The organism is Buttiauxella agrestis (assembly GCF_900446255.1).
Lineage (GTDB): Bacteria > Pseudomonadota > Gammaproteobacteria > Enterobacterales > Enterobacteriaceae > Buttiauxella > Buttiauxella agrestis.
Genome location: NZ_UIGI01000001.1, coordinates 4,187,677 through 4,206,787, shown reverse-complemented (window position 1 = coordinate 4,206,787; position 19,111 = coordinate 4,187,677). Strand labels below are relative to the sequence as shown.

15 protein-coding genes and 1 riboswitch are annotated in these 19,111 nt (G+C 52.8%); of the genes, 12 read left to right on the top strand and 3 right to left on the bottom strand.

Annotation, left to right across the window (positions count from 1 at the left end):
* The first annotated feature begins 82 nt into the window (after positions 1-82).
* The 8 genes from folB (at position 83) to DY231_RS19765 (ending at position 9,899) form a co-directional block, all read left to right on the top strand.
* A complete protein-coding gene (gene folB, locus DY231_RS19800; protein WP_115630989.1) occupies positions 83-466 on the top strand; it encodes a bifunctional dihydroneopterin aldolase/7,8-dihydroneopterin epimerase in 384 nt (127 codons plus the stop codon).
* A 91-nt stretch (positions 467-557) separates the two neighbouring features.
* The gene (gene bacA / locus DY231_RS19795; protein ID WP_115630987.1) at positions 558-1,376 is read left to right on the top strand and encodes an undecaprenyl-diphosphate phosphatase; all 819 of its coding nucleotides are present in this window, start codon (positions 558-560) and stop codon (positions 1,374-1,376) included.
* Positions 1,377-1,523: 147 nt separating this feature from the next.
* Positions 1,524-2,024, top strand: a complete 501-nt coding sequence (locus tag DY231_RS19790; RefSeq protein ID WP_115630985.1) for a hypothetical protein — start codon at positions 1,524-1,526, stop codon at positions 2,022-2,024.
* Complete coding sequence (locus DY231_RS19785; protein WP_115630983.1) at positions 2,006-2,320, top strand: PTS fructose transporter subunit IIB; 315 nt, start codon at positions 2,006-2,008, stop codon at positions 2,318-2,320. The genes DY231_RS19790 and DY231_RS19785 overlap by 19 nt, the downstream gene beginning before the upstream one ends.
* The gene (locus tag DY231_RS19780; RefSeq protein WP_115630981.1) at positions 2,313-3,440 is read left to right on the top strand and encodes a PTS fructose transporter subunit IIC; all 1,128 of its coding nucleotides are present in this window, start codon (positions 2,313-2,315) and stop codon (positions 3,438-3,440) included. Before DY231_RS19785 ends, DY231_RS19780 begins: the two co-directional genes overlap by 8 nt.
* A gap of 125 nt (positions 3,441-3,565) precedes the next feature.
* Positions 3,566-6,172 (top strand): glycoside hydrolase family 38 N-terminal domain-containing protein, encoded by a 2,607-nt coding sequence (locus DY231_RS19775; RefSeq protein ID WP_115630979.1) that lies wholly within the window; start codon positions 3,566-3,568, stop codon positions 6,170-6,172.
* Positions 6,166-8,646 carry a phosphoenolpyruvate--protein phosphotransferase gene (gene ptsP, locus DY231_RS19770; protein WP_115630977.1) on the top strand — a complete coding sequence of 827 codons (2,481 nt, stop codon included), beginning with the start codon at positions 6,166-6,168 and terminating at the stop codon, positions 8,644-8,646. The genes DY231_RS19775 and ptsP overlap by 7 nt, the downstream gene beginning before the upstream one ends.
* A 29-nt stretch (positions 8,647-8,675) precedes the next feature.
* The gene (locus tag DY231_RS19765) at positions 8,676-9,899 is read left to right on the top strand and encodes an MFS transporter (RefSeq protein ID WP_115630975.1); all 1,224 of its coding nucleotides are present in this window, start codon (positions 8,676-8,678) and stop codon (positions 9,897-9,899) included.
* Here the strand turns inward: DY231_RS19765 and DY231_RS19760 are convergent.
* Positions 9,892-11,139 carry a multifunctional CCA addition/repair protein gene (locus tag DY231_RS19760; protein WP_115630973.1) on the bottom strand — a complete coding sequence of 416 codons (1,248 nt, stop codon included), beginning with the start codon at positions 11,137-11,139 and terminating at the stop codon, positions 9,892-9,894. The two genes, DY231_RS19765 and DY231_RS19760, sit on opposite strands and share 8 nt — an antisense overlap.
* Positions 11,140-11,199: 60 nt before the next feature.
* Entirely contained in the window at positions 11,200-11,820 is a 621-nt protein-coding gene (locus DY231_RS19755; protein ID WP_115630971.1) for a TIGR04211 family SH3 domain-containing protein, read from the bottom strand.
* Between the two features lie 243 nt (positions 11,821-12,063).
* Between DY231_RS19755 and DY231_RS19750 the strand changes: the two genes are divergently transcribed.
* Genes DY231_RS19750 through hldE form a run of 3 tightly spaced genes read left to right on the top strand, consistent with a single transcriptional unit; the run spans position 12,064 to position 17,728 of the window.
* Positions 12,064-13,362, top strand: coding sequence for a CYTH domain-containing protein (locus tag DY231_RS19750; RefSeq protein ID WP_115630969.1), 1,299 nt, complete (start codon positions 12,064-12,066; stop codon positions 13,360-13,362).
* Positions 13,363-13,392: 30 nt separating this feature from the next.
* Entirely contained in the window at positions 13,393-16,242 is a 2,850-nt protein-coding gene (glnE, locus tag DY231_RS19745) for a bifunctional [glutamate--ammonia ligase]-adenylyl-L-tyrosine phosphorylase/[glutamate--ammonia-ligase] adenylyltransferase (protein ID WP_115631905.1), read from the top strand.
* Between the two features lie 55 nt (positions 16,243-16,297).
* Positions 16,298-17,728 carry a bifunctional D-glycero-beta-D-manno-heptose-7-phosphate kinase/D-glycero-beta-D-manno-heptose 1-phosphate adenylyltransferase HldE gene (gene hldE / locus DY231_RS19740; protein ID WP_034493221.1) on the top strand — a complete coding sequence of 477 codons (1,431 nt, stop codon included), beginning with the start codon at positions 16,298-16,300 and terminating at the stop codon, positions 17,726-17,728.
* Between the two features lie 55 nt (positions 17,729-17,783).
* Here the strand turns inward: hldE and ubiK are convergent, their stop codons facing one another.
* Positions 17,784-18,068, bottom strand: coding sequence for a ubiquinone biosynthesis accessory factor UbiK (ubiK, locus tag DY231_RS19735; RefSeq protein WP_147295660.1), 285 nt, complete (start codon positions 18,066-18,068; stop codon positions 17,784-17,786).
* 135 nt (positions 18,069-18,203) lie between these two features.
* Positions 18,204-18,351, top strand: a riboswitch (FMN riboswitch).
* A gap of 96 nt (positions 18,352-18,447) precedes the next feature.
* Here ubiK and ribB point away from each other — a divergent pair.
* Positions 18,448-19,101, top strand: a complete 654-nt coding sequence (gene ribB / locus DY231_RS19730; RefSeq protein WP_115630965.1) for a 3,4-dihydroxy-2-butanone-4-phosphate synthase — start codon at positions 18,448-18,450, stop codon at positions 19,099-19,101.
* Positions 19,102-19,111: the final 10 nt, after the last annotated feature.

Below are 19,111 nucleotides of genomic sequence, written 5' to 3'. Positions count from 1 at the left end.
GTTGTATTCTCTGCATCTGTGGATAATACGCATATTTCGCCGGAAGTGGTATCTGGCGTGACTAAAAACCGGGCAGGGCGTGATGGACATTGTATTTATAGAGCAACTGACTGTAATCACCACCATTGGTGTTTATGACTGGGAACAAACCATTACTCAGAAGCTAGTCTTCGATATCGAAATGGCGTGGGACAACCGACAGGCGGCCAGCAGCGATGATGTAAATGATTGCCTGAGCTACGCTGATGTCAGCGAAGCGGTTATCAATCATGTGTCAGGGGGCCGTTTTGCACTTGTGGAGCGCGTCGCCGAAGAAGTGGCTCAACTGCTGCTAACCCGCTTTAACTCACCGTGGGTGCGTTTAAAAGTCAGCAAGCCAGGCGCTGTTGCACAGGCGGCAAACGTTGGAGTTGTGATTGAGCGTGGCAGTAATCTGAAAGCCGATGAGTCCAGTCATATTTGTTAAACCAAATATGCGTAGGCTGGTCATAACTGTCATCTTTTTGCGGCAGCTGCCGCATTTTTTATGTTTGTTTTAGGGGTTAGAGGATTTATTAATGAGCGATCTGCACTCGCTAGCTATTGCAGCGATTCTTGGTGTTGTTGAAGGGCTAACGGAGTTTTTACCTGTCTCATCCACCGGCCATATGATCATCGTCGGTCATCTGTTGGGGTTTGAGGGTGACAAAGCAAAAACTTTTGAAGTGGTTATCCAGTTAGGTTCTATCCTTGCGGTTGTCGTGATGTTCTGGCGTCGCCTGTTTGGGCTTATCGGTATTCACTTTGGTCGTCCACCGCACGAAGGTGAAGGCAAAGGCCGTTTAACGCTAATCCATATTTTGCTGGGTATGGTGCCTGCTGTGGTTCTGGGGCTGATTTTCCACGATACCATCAAGTCGCTCTTTAATCCTGTAAATGTGATGTACGCGTTAGTCGTTGGCGGGGTGTTGCTGATTGCGGCTGAACTTTTGAAACCGAAAGAGCCGCGCGCGGTTGGCGTTGATGACATCACCTATCGCCAGGCATTTATGATTGGTTGCTTCCAGTGCTTAGCGCTGTGGCCGGGTTTTTCACGCTCAGGTGCGACAATTTCCGGCGGTATGTTAATGGGTATTAGCCGTTATGCCGCGTCAGAGTTCTCGTTCCTGCTGGCCGTGCCGATGATGATGGGCGCGACGGTTCTGGATGTTTATAAGAGCATCGGTTTTTTAAGCATGGCCGATTTGCCTATGTTTGCCGTTGGTTTTATTACCGCCTTTATTGTGGCGCTGATTGCAATTAAAACTTTCTTGCAACTTATCAAACGTATTTCTTTTATTCCGTTTGCGATTTATCGTTTCGTTGTCGCCGCGGTGGTTTATTTCGTATTCTTTTAACGTTAACCATTAATAATAAAAGCCACTCACTTAGAGTGGCTTTTTTATTTCCTCTGCATAGGCATTGTAATGTAAAAAATTGTGCGAGCAATCACATTACGTTACCCGTTTACTGACTATTATCACACGCTCTATCCTGGAGGAAATATGTCAGCCATAGTCCGCCGATTTATCAGTTATTGCTTCTTCTGTCTGCTGGGGAAATTCAGCAGCGTGAAGTCGTTGCTGAGCGGATTTTGCTGTTTCAACTCTGTTCAGTCATTGAGTGTTGCTGACGAATCTTCTCAGGAAAATACCGAAGATGAGTTTTCCGGCGGCTGGTCTCGTTTGTGGGATTGTGCTAGTGAGAGTCTTTTTGCCTCCGCTCAACGTCTGCCGATCCCGAATGCTTCCAACACCGTAAATACCACTATTCAGGCTCGTCTGGTTGCACAACTTCGCCATGAATTAGCGTTCAGCTTCACCACCCGCAGTGTGCATCAATTGCTGGTTTGCCATCGTTTGAGTGGCGAGTCAGATGCCAATTCAGATTCTCATAACCCATTGCTTTATTGCTTAAAAAGCACAATGCGCCTCACCGCCATTGTGCTTTTTTTATTGTCCAAATCCGACCCGAGAGAGAAACCATTATGTATATCGTTTGTGTAGCTGCATGCCCAACGGGCGTCGCCCATACCTTCATGGCCGCTGAAGCGTTGGAAATCACCGGCAAAAGCCGCGGACATGAAATCAAAGTCGAAACCCAGGGCAGTATGGGAGCAGAAAACGAAATTACCGCAGACGACCTGGCGCGTGCCGATGGCGTGATCATCGCCGCAGATGTCGCCATCAACAACAAAGAGCGCTTTGATGGCATGTTAAAACTGGAATGCAGCGTGGCAGACCCGATCAAATTTGGTGAGGCCGTCTTTGAAGCCATCGAGCAGGAGATAAATCATGGCTAAATTTCAGGGTGGCGGAGCGAAATCCTCCACGGGAACGGAAGTGAAAAACGCCATCATGACGGGCGTGTCGTACATGCTGCCGTTCGTCATTGCTGGTGCGGTAATCATGGGCATCGCCCGCATCGGGGCTTCGATGTATGGCATTGATAACATATGGGATGCCAGCCATGAACAGGCTGCGAGCCTTGTCGTACAGATGCTGCATAAGTTCGACGGCTTTGGCGGTTTAGCACTGTCCTTGATGCTGCCGATTGTCGCGGGTTACATCAGCTTTGCGATTGCTAATAAACCCGGCATTGCTCCGGGTATGGTGGGTGGCCTGCTGGCAAGTGATCTTGGAACCGGCTTCCTTGGCGCGTTGGCGGCCGGTTTTGTGGCAGGTTATGTGGTGCGATTGTTGACGGCAAAAGTGAAGCTCCCACGCTCGCTGGCCTCGGCAGGGCCGATTTTTATTCTGCCCGTGGGCGGCACGTTGCTGACCTGTATCATCATGGCTTTTGTGATTGGCACGCCGCTGGCAGCGCTGAACCGTGGCATGGAGGCGTGGCTACTGGCGATGTCCGGCACTAACAAAATTATTCTCGCGGCGGTGGTCGGTGGCATGGTTGGTTTCGACCTCGGCGGCCCGGTCAACAAAGCGGCGGTGACGACCGCCATGGCACTGCTGGCATCCGGTATTTACGACCCGAACACGGCGGCTCAGGTGGCGATCATCATTCCGCCCATTGGCCTTGGTGTGGCTTCACTCATCTGGAAACAGCGCTTCCCGGAATCATTGCAGGAAGCGGGTAAAGCCTCAACGCTGATGGGCTTGATTGGTGTCTCAGAAGGGGCGATTCCTTTTGCGCTGGCGAATCCGAAAATCATTGTTATCAATGTGGTCGGCACCGCGACGGGCGCGGCAATGGCGGTCGGTTTAGGGGCGGTAAACCACGCGCCAATCTCTGGTTTTTATGGTTGGCTGGCGGTCGATGGCTGGCCGATTTATATCCTGTCGATAGCCGTGGGTTCCGCGATAGTGGCGCTAGGTTCTTTGTTGGTGTTTCATCAGTCCAATATTACTAATACCAAAGAAGAAAAAGCTGTAGCTCCCGCACCGAAATTTAAAGTTAGCCGCTAACGGCTTATTGAATGGTGTGTGAGTGAATATAAATGGGGCCGCTGAGTCTCAGGAGTTTCTACATTTAAAATAAAGATGTGATGCTGCGGAAAATATTATTTCCAGTATCTCGTTAAGGTCGATATATGAAAACTGTTCATCTGGTGCAACATACTCACTGGGACCGTGAGTGGTATTTTACTGAGAATGATTCAAAAGCCGTGCTTTATTATTTTATGGGCGATTTATTACAGCGCCTTGAAGAAGATATAACGTTAGGGCCATTTGTTCTGGATGGGCAAACCGTCGTCATTGAAGACTATTTAAGTGTCGCGCCTCATCAGGAAACCCGGTTGCGGAAATTAATCGAACAGGGTCGAATCGTGACAGGCCCGTGGTATACGCAGAGCGATTTTCTGGTGGTGGGGGCTGAATCAATTACCCGCAATTTACTGCTGGGGCAGGCCGATTGCCAGCGCTTTGGGGGCAAGATGCCAATTGGTTATGTGCCTGATTCTTTTGGTCAAAGTGCGCAGTTACCGATGTTTTTACAGCAGTTCGCTATCGACTACGCGGTCATCTGGCGCGGCTGGAGCGAATTTAATGTGCCGCACAGTGAGTTCAGCTGGCAGGCAGCTGATGGCAGCAAAGTCACTACCGCAGTGCTTCCGTGGGGCTATGGTTGTGCGAAATGGCTGCCGGAAGAGCCTGTCGCCGGGTGGAAAGCGCTGGAACCTGTTCTGGCAAAACAGATTCGTTTTTCACTGACCGACCACGTTTTGTTGCCCAATGGCAATGATCAGTCGCCGTTTGAATACTGCGTGCCAGCGATGCTGGACCAGCTCAATCAACAGCAGGATGAATATCGCTTTGTAGGCAGTAGCTTCAGCCAGTTTTTCCAGGCGCTGGAAAAGACTAACGTCCCGCTGCCGCTGTATCAGGGCGAGCTTATCAGCCCGAAATATATGCGTATTCACCGCGGTATTTTCTCGACCCGCGTGGATATCAAACAGCTGAATGCGCAACTCGAACAGACACTCAGCCTGCATCTCGAGCCATTGCTGGCCGTTAACTGGCGGCTTGGCCTGCCGTATCCCCAGCATGCGGTCGATAGTATCTGGCGCGAAGCGATGAAATCCCATGCTCACGACAGTATCGGAGGCTGCAACTCAGACCGCGTGAATGCGATGGTCAAAAACCGTCTTGAGTCCGGCCTGGAAATGGCTAACCAACTTATTGACCTGAATATGAAAATGCTGGCTGAAGGGATTACAGCGCAGCAGGACGGCAAGAAAATCATCATCTTTAACGCGCGTCCGCAAAGGAGTCATGGCCTGGTTGAATTGACGATTTTCACACCCGAGCAAGATTTCCGCGTGGTCGATAGCGAAGGCAAAGAGTGCCGTTGGCAAATCATCGAAGAAAGCCGCCAGGATATGTCGATCATTGTTCAGGAGCTGTCGAACAGCACTGAAACCACCTGGTATCGCAAATGCCTGTTGCTGCTCGAAGTGACCGATATTCCAGCGTGCGGCTATCAGACGTTTTATCTGCAAGAGGGCGTTCGCGCGGGCTTCCTCCAGCAGACTCAACCAGTGGTGAAACTGGAAAATGAATGGCTGCGGCTGGAAGCGGATAAAAAAGGGATCCTGACGCTTACCGACAAACGCAGCCAGCAGATTTATCCTCACATTTTGCAACTGGTTGATGGCGGCGACGCGGGCGATAACTACAACTATTCGCCGCCGTTTGAAGACTGGCTCATCAACAGCGATGAATTCCTGACGTCGCTCCATGGTGTACAAGGGCCGTTGCAAAGCAGCCTGACGCTCAACTGGCAGATGGCGGTGCCGCAGAATTTAGCCGCTCGTCAAGAACGCTGTGCCAATGCTGAACTCGACATCACGATGATCGTCACGCTGGCACACAGCAATGCCTGGCTGGATGTGCAGGTCAGCGTCAATAACACCGTTTGCGATCACCGGGTGCAAGTATTGCTCCCAACAGGCGTTGCCCAGCACGTGCACTTTGCCGATCAGCCATTTGGTCTGATTGAGCGTCCAAACCTGCCGCCAGAAATGGCGGTATGGCAGGATGAGCAGTGGACCGAAGCACCGGTTGCGATCTATCCGATGCAAAGTCAGGTGATGATGCACGACGCGCAGCGCGGAATATGTACGGTGACTAAAGGGTTGCGTGAATACCAAATTCCTGAGGACCGCCAGGATGTTATCGCGGTGACGTTGCTGCGCAGCGTTGGCTGGCTCGGACAGGCGAATATGCCTTATCGTCCAGGTCGCGCGTCCGGCATGGTTTTGCCGTCGCCTGATTCGCAAATCCAGGGCATGCACCATTTCAAACTCAGCATACTGGCTATGAATAACGGCGCAGATAGCGTTTTTTGGCGTGACGTTGAACGCGCCCGCGGCAATCTTCACGCGTGGATTGCTACCGGCTGGTCACGTTTTCGTACTAATCCTCACGGTCGCGTTTTCCCGTCGCATTACAGCGTCTTAAGCTGGGATACCGAGCTGCATTTCAGCACTCTGAAAAAGGCACAACAAAGTGATGCGCTGGTGGTGCGAGGCTGGAACCCATCGACACAAACTCAAGCGTGTGGAGTTATCAGCGCAAATGGCGAAGTCACATCCACAACGCTTGCAGAAACGCCGCTGAAAACCCCGCAGGACAAGGTGTCAGGCTGTGCGCCAGCCACTTTCATCATCGATTTTGAAGGGGTGAAAACATGCTAACCCTCGACTTTATTTGCGCGTTACCCAACGGTATTCATGCGCGTCCTGCCAGTGAAATTGAACAACGTACGCAACGATTCAATGCCTCCATTACGCTGATTAACCGGAGTAAAAAGACTCAGGTCGATGCGAAAAGCGTACTGGGGATGATTGGTGCGGATATCACGCAGGGCGACTCGTGCCAGTTTCTGATTGAAGGAGACGATCAGCAGGCCGCATTTGAGTGCCTGGAAGCGTTTATGCGAAATGAGTTTGCTGATTGCGACGAACCGCTGGCACTCTCACCGGAAACGCATAACCAGCCGCTACCGGTATTTATTGAGCACGCACAACCGGTTTACCTCCGTGGCAATGGCGTCAGCAAAGGGATTGGACGTGGTGTCCCGTTGCATATTGATTCCGTGGATCTTCATGAACTCTCGCGCCATGAGCCTGAAACAGACATTCTCCGCCAGCAGCAACAATTGCTTGAGGCCTGGGTGTTAACGCAAAAAAAACTGAATAGCGCTGATCCCGGAGCCGCACAGGTTTTGGCGGCTCAGCTTAAATTGCTCAGCGATCCGGCATTCAAATCATGCCTGCTCTCGCACGCCAGCGCACGTAACGCATTACAAGCGATTGCGCTCACGGCACAAGAGTTGAGCCAGCCGTTGCTCAACAGCAGCAGCCAGTATCTGCGCGAAAGGGTTATCGACATTCGCGATCTCTGTCAGGGAATTGCCGCTAATCTGTTGGGCAGACCGCTGGAAGCGCAAATGACGCTGACACAAGACAGCATTGTTATCTGCAACGGTACGCTGACGCCCGGCCAATTCCTGCGGCTGCGTAACCCGCATCTTAAAGGCATCGTGATGGGAGACGGCGGGGAAACCTCGCACACCGTGATTCTGGCGCGTTCCTTCGGTATTCCCTTGCTGTGTGGAGTGGCCCAGAGTGAAGAACTGACGCGCACTGCCAGCATGCTGCTCCTCGATAGTCGCTACGGTGTGCTGGTGGCAAACCCGGATGCGACGATGGAAAACTGGTATCGGCTGGAAACGCAAAAACAGCAGGCGATTGCGCAGCGGAGCGCACCGCTGCGTGAGCAGCGAGTCGTGACTTCAGATGGGACAACCTTTAGCGTGCTGGCGAATATTGCGCTGGCCATTGAAGCACAAAGCGTCTTTGCCCACGGTGCCGATGGTGTGGGACTGTTCCGCACGGAAATGTTGTTCTGTGAACGCAGCCTACCACCCGATGAAGAAGAACAATATCAAGCGTATAGCGAAGTATTGAAAAGTGCTGAGGGTAAGAAAATTACCATTCGCACGCTGGATATTGGCGGCGATAAACCCTGTAATTTCCTTGATTTACCGAAAGAGGAAAACCCGTTTTTGGGCTATCGCGCCGTGCGCATGTACCCGCAATTCCACGAGATTTTCACCACTCAGGCACGCGCATTACTTCGAGCGAGCGCTGTCGGGCCAGTGAATATTATGGTGCCGATGGTAGCGACACTTGCTGAAATCCAATGGCTGCACAGTCAGTTTGCTCATGTTGCGCAAACCTTGCAGCAGGAAGATATTCCGATTGGTGAATGGCACCTCGGTATTATGGTTGAAGTGCCTTCCACACTCTATCTTCTGGAAAAAGCCGCTAACTATCTTGATTTTGTTTCTATCGGCAGCAATGACCTGGCGCAGTATTTTCTCGCTTGCGATCGTGGAAACCCTTACGTCCGGCATCTGTATGACTATCGTAATCCCACATTTTTAGCGTTGATGCGAGATATCACGCACCGTGCGCAGGCAGCAGGATTGGCGATAAGTCTGTGTGGTGAAATGGCAGCAGATAAACAAATGTTACCGCTGTTAGTCGGTATGGGGTTGACGCAATTGAGCATGGCGGCCAGCGCCATCACGCCATGTAAAGAAGCGCTCAAAGTGCTGGATGTGCAGCAATGTCGGCAGTTGCTTGAAACGGCGATAGGCTGTGACACCTGCGAGGAGGTCACAGAATGCGTCGCGCATTTCTTGCGAGCACAGTCGCGCAAGCCCGTATTGGCGAAGGAGTTGCTGTTGCTGGATAAAACAGTTAGCAGCAAAGAAGAAGCCATCAAATTGCTGACCGATAACCTGGAAGTGCAGCAGCGGGTCGTTTCGGGCGCGTTGGCTGAACGGGCCATCTGGGAACGTGAGGCCGTATTCTCCACGGCTCTCGGTTTTTCCGTGGCAATTCCGCACTGTAAATCGCCACATGTTTTGCACAGTAGTATTTCTCTTTTGCGCGTAAAATCGCCGCTGAGTTGGGGCGAAGGTGTTGATGTGCAACTGGTTATCATGCTGACGGTGAATGATCAGGAGCAGGATAATCACATGAAGATTTTCTCGCGCCTGGCCCGGAAACTGATGCACAGCGACTTCCGTGAACAGTTGCAAATGCTGTCAGACGCCTCTGCGATCACCGAACTTTTATCGGCTGAACTGGCACTTTAACGGACTGTTTTTTAACGGACGATGTTGAAATGACCCTAACCACTCCCTTCCCGGATGCATCACAAAGCCACCGCCAGCCGTTGACCGTTCTGGCGTGCGCCTTTTTCCTTTGGGGCTGCCTGACCAGTATCAACAGTGTATTGATCCCGTTTTTCTATCACTACTTTTCGCTGACCTACCGCGACGCGATGCTGGTCAACGTGGCGTTTTATCTGGCTCCCTTCGTGGCGTGTTTGCCTTGCTCGGCACTCATGGCGCGTCTGGGTTACAAAATGACGTTGATACTGGCCGTGGGGTTTGCCGCTCTGGGCTGTTTGCTGATGGCGCTGGCGATGTGGAGGGTGACGTTTTCGCTGGTACTGGTGGCGATATTCATCCTGGCGATGGGGGTCGCAGCAATGCAGGTGGTGGCGAATCCCTACGTCACGCGGTTAGGGCCGCAAGAAACGGCGGCAGGGCGGTTGAGTCTGGCCTCGGCGATTAACTCCACAGGAACCACGGTTGCGCCACTGCTGGTGGCAAGCCTGTTGGTCATCTTCCCGGTGAGTGTGGGCGCGCATCAGGAGCCAGTACGCTGGCTTTTCCTGGGACTTGCCGCTCTGACATGTGGATTAATTGTCTTGTTATATACCCGCCATCTGCCTGATTTTCGCCAGCTACAGATGCAGCGATTGAGCCAACGCACCAGAGCGTTATTCCGTGAATCTCACTTTGTGATGGGCTTGCTGGCGATTGGCACCTATGTTGGCGTGGAGGTGGCGATTGGGACGACCGCCCTGAGTTATCTCAGCGACAAGTCGCTCGCGAGCCTCGACTTGCAACAGGCGACTTCGCTGATTGCAATTTACTGGGGCGGTTCGCTTGCCGGGAGAATGTTGTACGGCCTGGTTGCGCATCGCGTGAATGCTATCTGCGCGTTTCGTATTGCGACCGTCATGGCAGGCATCCTGGTGATCGCTGCCATAGGGTTCGCAAATCTGTGGGGAGGCGTGTGTTTACTGCTGGTGGGCCTAATGAATTCGCTGATGTACCCGGTGATTTTCGCCCAGAGCGTGCGCAATCTGGGCGATAAAACCAGCCTCGCTTCTGCTTTTCTGATTATGGCAGGAATTGGCGGCGCAATATTGCCGTTCCTGCAAGGCTGGATGGTAGACGTCATCGGCTTACGGTTAAGTTTTTTACTGCCTTGCGCTGGGTATTTAGTGTTGATGGGGGTTGGCCTGAAAATGCGCCAACCACCGGCAATCAGCTAGCCGTAGGGGTTGTCAGCCCTGCTTCTTTTTTCCATGCTTCAACAGCGGCTATACGGCGGCGATTAAGCTCAGTGCGAATCGCCGGGCCGCTGAACCCATCATCGAGCACTTCTTTATTGGTCACACTTTTCGCCGCAACCCATGCTGCTCGCAGCAATCTGCCCTGAGGGTAATCGCTGGCTTCAAAACCGGTGCGCCCACGCGCATCAGCTTCGCTGGTTAATGCGACTTGCTCAACGCGATGGGGTTTACGCCATGCGTCGATAGCATCGAACAATTTGACGATAGTTTTCGGCTGCAAAATGGAAATCGTGTGGATGAGGTCGTGATACTCGGCAACCAGTTTGGCAAGGTCGCGGATTTCATTGGGCACACGCATACGCTGGCACAATTGCTCGACAAGTTTCACACCCGCGGGGCCATGCCCGTGATGGCGCGGCCAGAACTCTTTGGGCGTTAAACCTTTACCGAGGTCATGGCATAACGTGGCAAAGCGCACGTCAACTTCCGGGCTGAGTTGTGCGGCAATCGACAGCGTCATCAATACGTGAATGCCCGTGTCTATTTCCGGGTGCCATTTTTCTGGCGCAGGGACGCCAAACAGCGCGTCAATTTCCGGGAACAACACTTTCAGTGCGCCACATTTGCGCAGCACATCGAAATAAACCTGAGGGTTACGGCTGGTGAGCGCATTTTCCGTCTCTTTCCAGACGCGTTCAGGGGTGAGGTGCTCAAGTTCGCCATTGGCGGCCATTGAGGACATCAGTGCCTGGGTTTCCGGGGCAATCTGGAAATTAAGATGGGCGTAACGCGCAGCAAATCGCGCGACGCGTAACACGCGCAGCGGATCTTCATTGAAAGCAGGTGACACATGACGCAGCAGGCGTTTTTCGATATCTGCCCGTCCGTTGTACGGGTCGATATACTCGCCGTGTTCATCCTGGGCAATCGCGTTAATGGTCAAATCTCGGCGCAGCAAGTCTTGCTCAAGCGTGACATCAGGCGCGGCATAACAGGTAAAACCTGTGTATCCCTGGCCTGATTTACGCTCGGTACGCGCTAACGCATATTCTTCACGCGATTGAGGGTGCAGAAACACCGGGAAGTCTTTCCCAACCTGCTGGAAGCCTGCATCCAGCATCTCTTGCGGTGTTGCACCAACTACGACCCAATCTTTATCTTTGACCGGTATGTTCAACAACCCATCACGCACTGCACCACCGACCAGATAAATCTTCACGCTTTAATGCCCCTGCATCCAATTACGATAATATCTAAGTGTAGGATACAGGGTTGCAGATTAGTTCATCCAGCGGTCTTTCTTCTTACGGCTTGGGATCATGTGTGGCAACAACAGGCCGAGCAGTAGACCGAAACCAGCGACACCGCCGCCGTACATGAACCATTGCATAATAATGGCGCGTTGTTTGTCATCGAGCTGCACGTTGGCGGCATCCACTTTTTTCTTCGCCACGATCAACTGATTTTTAAGCTGTTGGTTTTCTTCTTTCAGACCAGCAATCACGCTGTCGCTTTGTGCCACTTTTTGCTGCATATCCGCAGTACGCTGATTCCAGGTGGTATCGATATTCGTGAGTTTGTCAGTCAGCGTTTTGACCTGGTTTTCAAGGTCAGGCACACGGGTGCGCAGGCTTGGTGTGGTGCTCAGCTGTGCTAGCGGGATCCAGGAAGTGCGGCCATTCGCATCGCGAACCTGGCCGTATTTGGTTTCTTCATTGCTCGAGAGCAGAGTCACTTCTTCGCCCGCATTGACGGTGCCAAGCAAGCGATAATTATCCCCAGGACCACTACGCACCCAGGTATTCAATTCATCAGATACGTAACGTTTTTCATCGGCATGAGCCACAACAGAAACGCTAAGAGAGAGCAAAGTAAGGCAAATTAGGCGGAATTTGTGCATGATTTCGTCGTTATTGTCATAAATAGTGGAACGATAGTAGTGGCATCAGTCTGACGGTGCAATCCGTAAACCTGAATGGGAATCATCCTGGTGTGAATTTGACCAACTACTCGCGGCAAATGGCCCGTCAAAATACGCGCCACTCATGGTAATTTGGCGAAAAATATTATCTACTGACAACCATCATACGATTAAGTTCTCCGGGCTTTCGCCCGATGTGACCCAACTAAAAGTAAAAAGACGATGACCCAAGAAATCGAACTCAAATTTATTGTGAATCCCGTTGCCCTGGATTCTCTTCGTAACACCTTAAACGCACTCGAAAGCCAGCACAGCGAACCCCGCCAGTTGCTCAACATCTATTATGAAACGGCGGACAATCTGCTGCGTCGTCATGATATGGGGCTGCGCATTCGTGGTGATAATGGCCGCTATGAAATGACGATGAAAATCGCAGGCCGTGTCATTGGCGGGCTGCATCAACGCCCGGAATACAATGTTGAGCTGACCTCACCGGAACTGGCACTCGCGCAGTTCCCGGGAGAAGTCTGGCCGGAAGGTATTTCCCCGGACGAAATACAGTCGCAGCTTAATCCTTTATTCAGCACAGATTTTGCCCGTGAAAAATGGGTCGTTAGGCACGGTAAAAGCCGTATCGAACTGGCACTGGATTTAGGTGAAGTGAAAGCGGGCGAACAGGTTGAGCCTTTATGTGAACTGGAGCTTGAGCTGCTGGAAGGTGAAACCGCGGATGTTCTGGATTTTGCTAAACAACTGGTTGCACAGCCGGGCCTGCGCCAGGGTAGCCTGAGCAAAGCTGCTCGTGGTTATCACCTGGTACACGGTAATGCGGAGCGTGAAATCAAACCGTTAACCGTCCTGCGCGTTGCACCAAAAGCGACGGTAGAACAAGGGCTGGAAGGCTCGCTCGAACTGGTTCTTTCTCACTGGCAATATCACGAAGAGTTGTGGTTGCGCGGCAACGGTAAAGCGAAAGCTCAGGTTCTGGAAGCGGTTGGCCTTGTGCGCCATGCCCTGGCATTGTTTGGCGGCGTTATCCCGCGCAAGGCAAGCACACAATTGCGTGAGCTGGCGGCCACTTACGAAACGATGCTGGCGACCGATCTCAAAGCGCCTGAACTGGCATTCAGCGCCGAAAGTAGCCAGGCCAAACAGGCTCTGACTGAGTGGCTGATTGGACGCCAATGGCAGAAATTTACTGACGAAAAAGCCAACGTTAAACTGGCGGGTTCGTTTAAGCGTTTTGCGGATACTCACCTTTCGCGCCACGCCGCAGAACTGAAAGAAACTTTCCAGCGTCCATTGGGCGATAGCTACGCCGATCAGTTACCACGCCTGGCGCGTGAAACCGGCTCTATCCGCTTGCTGGCGGGCGTCTATGACGACGCGAAAACTCAACCGTGGCTGGATAACTGGCAAGGGCTGCGTCACGCCATTGCCACTCGCCAACAAGTTGAAATCGAACACTACCGCAATGAAGCTATTTCGCAGGCTCCGTTCTGGCTGCACAGCGGTAAATAGTCACCATCGTTTCTTAGGGATACGACCATGATGTCGCAAGCGCCACTATTACAGCAGCATTTGCAGGCGGCGCTGGCGCGTCTGCCACACGAGATTGACCGCCAGACACTCAGCCCGGAAGCTCAGGCTGTGCTGGCGTTTAGTGATTTTGTTTGTGACAGCATGGCGGCTCACCCCGCATGGATAGCGGAGCTTGAGCAATCACCTCCGCTGGCCGACGAATGGCAGAACTATGCGGCCTGGTTGCAACAAGAGTTACAGGGCGTCGATAGCGAACCCGCGTTAATGGCTGCACTGCGCCTGTTCCGTCGCCGCATGATGGTGAGAATTGCCTGGGCGCAGGCTCTGCAACAACTCCCGACAGAAAGCTCGCTGAAGCAACTGAGTGTGTTAGCGGAAACGCTGATTATTGCTGCTCGTGACTGGCTGTATGCCGCATGCTGCCGCGAGTTTGGCACGCCTTGTAACCAGGCTGGGGTGGCGCAACCACTCATGATCCTCGGGATGGGCAAGCTGGGCGGCGGCGAGCTGAACTTCTCCTCTGATATTGACCTGATTTTTTCCTGGCCTGAAAACGGCTCCACACAAGGCGGGCGGCGTGAACTCGATAACGCGCAGTTCTTTACCCGCCTCGGCCAACGGCTGATTAAAGTTCTCGACCAACCCACGCAAGACGGCTTCGTCTATCGCGTTGACATGCGCCTGCGTCCGTTCGGTGACAGTGGCCCGTTGGTGGTGAGCTATGCCGCACTGGAAGATTATTATCAGGAGCAAGGCCGCGACTGGGAACGCTACGCGATGGTTAAAGCCCGGATTATGGGCGATAACGACGATGTCTGGAGTCAGGAGCTGCGCAACATGCTGCGGCCTTTTGTTTTCCGTCGCTACATTGATTTCAGCGTCATTCAGTCGCTGCGAAATATGAAAGGGATGATTGCCCGCGAAGTCCGTCGCAGAGGGCTGACCGACAACATCAAACTCGGCGCGGGCGGCATTCGCGAAACCGAGTTTATTGTCCAGGTATTCCAGTTGATTCGCGGTGGGCGAGAACCGTCGTTACAGTCTCGCTCTTTGCTACCCACGCTTGAAGCGATCCAACACTTGCACCTGTTGCCGGAAGGCGATGCGGCCAAAATGAAAGAGGCGTATTTGTATCTGCGTCGCCTCGAGAACTTACTGCAAAGCATCAATGACGAACAGACTCAAACATTGCCGGGCGATGAGCTGAACCGTGCACGACTGGCGTGGGGCATGAACGCGCAGACCTGGGATGAATTGCAAGAAACACTGCAACGCCACATGAGTGCGGTGCGTCAGGTATTTAACGACTTGATTGGCGACGATGAGCCGGAACCGGGCGAGGATAAACTCGCCGAAGCGTGGCGCGAACTGTGGCAGGACGCGCTGGATGCAGATGCCAGTACGCCCGTGCTTGAGCATTTAACGCCAGATGCGCGTGCCGAAGTGTTACGCCTGGTGAGTGATTTCCGCCAGGATACCGATAAGCGCACCATTGGCCCGCGTGGCCGCCAGGTTCTGGATCAACTGATGCCGCGTCTGCTCTGCGAAGCCTGTTCGCGCAGCGATGCTCCATTGCCGTTATCACGCCTAACGCCGCTGCTGCTCGGCATTGTGACGCGAACCACTTATCTTGAACTGCTGACGGAATACCCTGGGGCGCTGAAACACCTGATTACGCTGTGTGCAGCCTCACCGATGATTGCCAGTCAACTCGCGCGTTACCCGTTGCTGCTCGACGAACTGCTCGACCCGAACACGCTGTACCAACCTACTGCCACCGATGCCTATCGCGACGAGCTGCGCCAGTATTTGCTGCGCGTGCCTGATGACGACGAAGAACAGCAGCTCGAAGCCTTGCGCCAGTTCAAGCAGGCGCAGTTGCTGCGCGTCGCTGCCGCCGATATCACCGGCACCTTGCCAGTGATGAAAGTCAGCGATCATTTGACCTGGCTTGCTGAAGCCATGATTGATGCCGTTGTGCAACAAGCGTGGGTGCAGATGGTTGGGCGTTACGGCCAGCCAAAACATCTACAGAACCGTGAAGGGCGCGGTTTTGCTGTCGTCGGTTACGGTAAACTTGGCGGCTGGGAGCTGGGTTACAGCTCCGATCTGGATTTAGTATTCCTGCATGATTGCCCGTCAGATGTGATGACGGATGGCGAACGCGAAATTGACGGCCGTCAGTTCTATTTGCGTCTTGCGCAACGCGTGATGCATCTGTTCAGCACCCGTACATCATCAGGGATTTTGTATGAAGTGGATGCACGTTTACGCCCGTCCGGAGCGGCGGGCATGCTGGTGACTACCGCTGAAGCGTTCGCTGATTACCAACAAAATGAAGCCTGGACCTGGGAGCATCAGGCTCTGGTGCGGGCGCGTATCGTGTATGGCGATCCGCAACTGAAACAGGAATTTGATGCCATTCGTCGCAAGATTTTATGTGTTCCACGCGAAGGTGAAAAACTCCAGACCGAAGTGCGGGAAATGCGCGAAAAAATGCGTGCGCATCTGGGCGGGAAAACCCGTGAACGCTTTGATATTAAAGCCGATGAAGGCGGAATTACTGATATCGAATTTATCACCCAGTATCTGGTGTTACGTTATGCGGCGCAGGCCCCAAAACTGACACGCTGGTCTGATAATGTGCGCATTCTGGAATTAATGGCGCAAAACGACATCATGAGTGATGACGAAGCGAAAGCGCTGACGCATGCTTATGTCACGCTACGCGATGAGCTTCACCACCTTGCGTTGCAGGAGCTACCAGGAAACGTGGCCATGGAGACTTTCACTCAGGAACGCGAACAGGTTCTGAGAAGCTGGCACACGTGGCTCAGTGAGCCGCAAACACGCGCATAAGATTAATTGTGATATTATCCGCGACAAAATTTTATCCCTCTCTGGAGAGTCAGGAATGAAAGTAACGCTGCCCGAATACAGCCGTGCAGGCGTCATGGTAGTTGGTGATGTGATGCTGGATCGCTACTGGTATGGCCCTACAAGCCGCATTTCCCCGGAAGCGCCGGTACCGGTCGTGAAAGTCGATACCATTGAAGAACGTCCTGGTGGTGCAGCCAACGTGGCAATGAACATTGCTTCATTGGGGGCGAATTCGCGCCTGGTGGGTCTGACGGGCATCGACGATGCAGCACGTGCGCTCAGCCAAACGCTGGCGGGTGTCAACGTTAAGTGCGATTTCGTCTCTGTGCCGACTCATCCGACAATCACCAAACTGCGTGTACTTTCCCGCAACCAGCAGCTGATTCGCCTCGACTTCGAAGAAGGCTTTGAGGGCGTTGACCCGGAGCCACTGCACGAACGTATCAGCCAGGCGTTGCCGCACATTGGCGCGCTGGTGCTTTCTGACTACGCTAAAGGCGCTTTAGCCAGCGTGCAGCAGATGATTTGCCTTGCGCGTGCGGCAAACGTTCCTGTGCTGATTGACCCGAAAGGGACTGATTTCAATCGTTATCGCGGCGCAACGCTGCTGACGCCAAACCTCTCTGAATTTGAAGCGGTCGTCGGTAAGTGTAAGAGCGACGAAGAGCTGGTGGAACGGGGTATGAAGCTGATTGCTGAGTACGATCTTTCTGCTCTGCTGATCACGCGTTCTGAACACGGTATGACGTTATTGCAGCCGGGTATCAAGCCGTTCCATCTGCCGACTCAGGCACAAGAAGTTTACGATGTGACCGGTGCGGGTGATACCGTGATTGGCGTGTTGGCGGCAACGCTTGCCGCAGGTAATTCGCTAGAAGAAGCGTGTTTCTTTGCAAATGCGGCCGCGGGCGTAGTCGTTGGCAAACTGGGGACTTCTACGGTTTCCCCGATTGAGCTGGAAAACGCAGTGCGCGGGCGTGCCGATTCAGGTTTTGGTGTGATGACTGAAGCCGAGCTGAAAGTCGCTGTGGCGAATGCACGTAAACGCGGTGAGAAAGTCGTAATGACCAACGGCGTGTTTGACATTCTTCACGCGGGTCACGTTTCTTATCTGGCAAATGCTCGCAAGCTTGGTGACCGCCTGATTGTTGCGGTCAACAGCGATGCTTCTACCCGACGCCTGAAAGGCGAAACCCGCCCGGTGAACCCGCAGGATCAACGTATGATCGTGTTAGGTGCGCTGGAAGCCGTGGATTGGGTGGTATTGTTTGAAGAAGACACGCCACAGCGTTTAATCGGCGAAGTATTGCCTGATTTGTTGGTCAAAGGTGGTGATTACAAACCGGATGATATCGCCGGGAGTAAAGAAGTCTGGGCTAACGGTGGTGAGGTGATGGTGCTTAACTTTGAAGATGGTTGTTCAACCACCAACATCATTAAAAAGATCCAGAGCCACGAAGCGTAAGCCACGAAATTGAGTCTCTGCAAAACAAAGTAAAACGCCCCAGCCGGGGCGTTTTTTACATCTGCGGTTCTGTTGGCGATGTGACATCCGGAGTCTGAACGCTACGGCTTTCCAGCTCGCTCAAACGCTGTTCCAGTAATGCCAGTTTTTCGCGAGTGCGCAGCAGCACTTGCGTCTGCACATCAAATTCTTCACGGCTAACCAGATCCAGACGTGTTAACTGTGACTGTAAAACCTGGCGAACTTTCTTCTCGACATCATCCCCGAATTCACGAATCCCTTTCGGCATTGACTCGTGGACCTGGCGAGCTATCTGTTCAATTTTTTTCGGGTCAATCATAGCGGCTTCCATAATCTTACGGGATTGTCTTACGGTATTAGCATTAATTGTAATGCCTGCGAGCCTCCTTAGAAACCCGAAAATGTTCTAAGGTTTGGCGTTGCCAGAGAAAATCATCGGCGTTATAGTAAGTCTGCTTATTCTCAGGGCGGGGTGCAACTCCCCACCGGCGGTAAATCAGCGAACGCTGAAAGCCCGCGAGCGCTCCAGAGCAATCTGGAGGTCAGCAGATCCGGTGTAATTCCGGAGCCGACGGTTATAGTCCGGATGGGAGAGAGTAACGACTAAGCTCAAGCTTTTAAGCCTGCTCACGTTATTTTTATAGCTCCTAAGACTGCCCTGATTCTGGTAACCATAATTTTAATGAGGTTTTTTTACCATGAATCAGACGCTCCTTTCTGCATTTGGCACTCCTGCACAGCGCGTAGAACTTGCTCTTGAAGCACTGCGTGAAGGTCGTGGGGTAATGGTTCTTGACGATGAAGATCGCGAGAACGAAGGCGACATGATTTTCCCAGCGGAAACCATGACCGTTGAGCAAATGGCTCTGACCATTCGCCACGGTAGCGGTATTGTTTGCCTGTGCCTGACTGAAGAACGCCGTAAACAACTCGAATTGCCAATGATGGTTGAGAACAACACCAGTGCCTATGGCACCGGGTTTACTGTGACTATCGAAGCTGCAACCGGCGTGACTACCGGTGTTTCTGCCGCAGACCGTATTACCACTGTTCGTGCCGCCATTGCTGATGGCGCAAAACCAAGCGACCTGAACCGCCCGGGACACGTATTCCCGCTGCGTGCTCAGCCTGGTGGCGTGTTAACTCGCGGTGGCCACACTGAAGCGACTATCGATTTAGTGACGCTTGCTGGCTTCAAACCTGCCGGTGTGCTGTGTGAACTGACCAATGACGACGGTACTATGGCGCGTGCACCTGAGTGCATCACCTTTGCCCGCGAGCACAACATGGCTGTGGTGACGATTGAAGACCTGGTGGAATACCGTCAGGCTCATGAACGCAAAGCCAGCTAACTATCTAAGC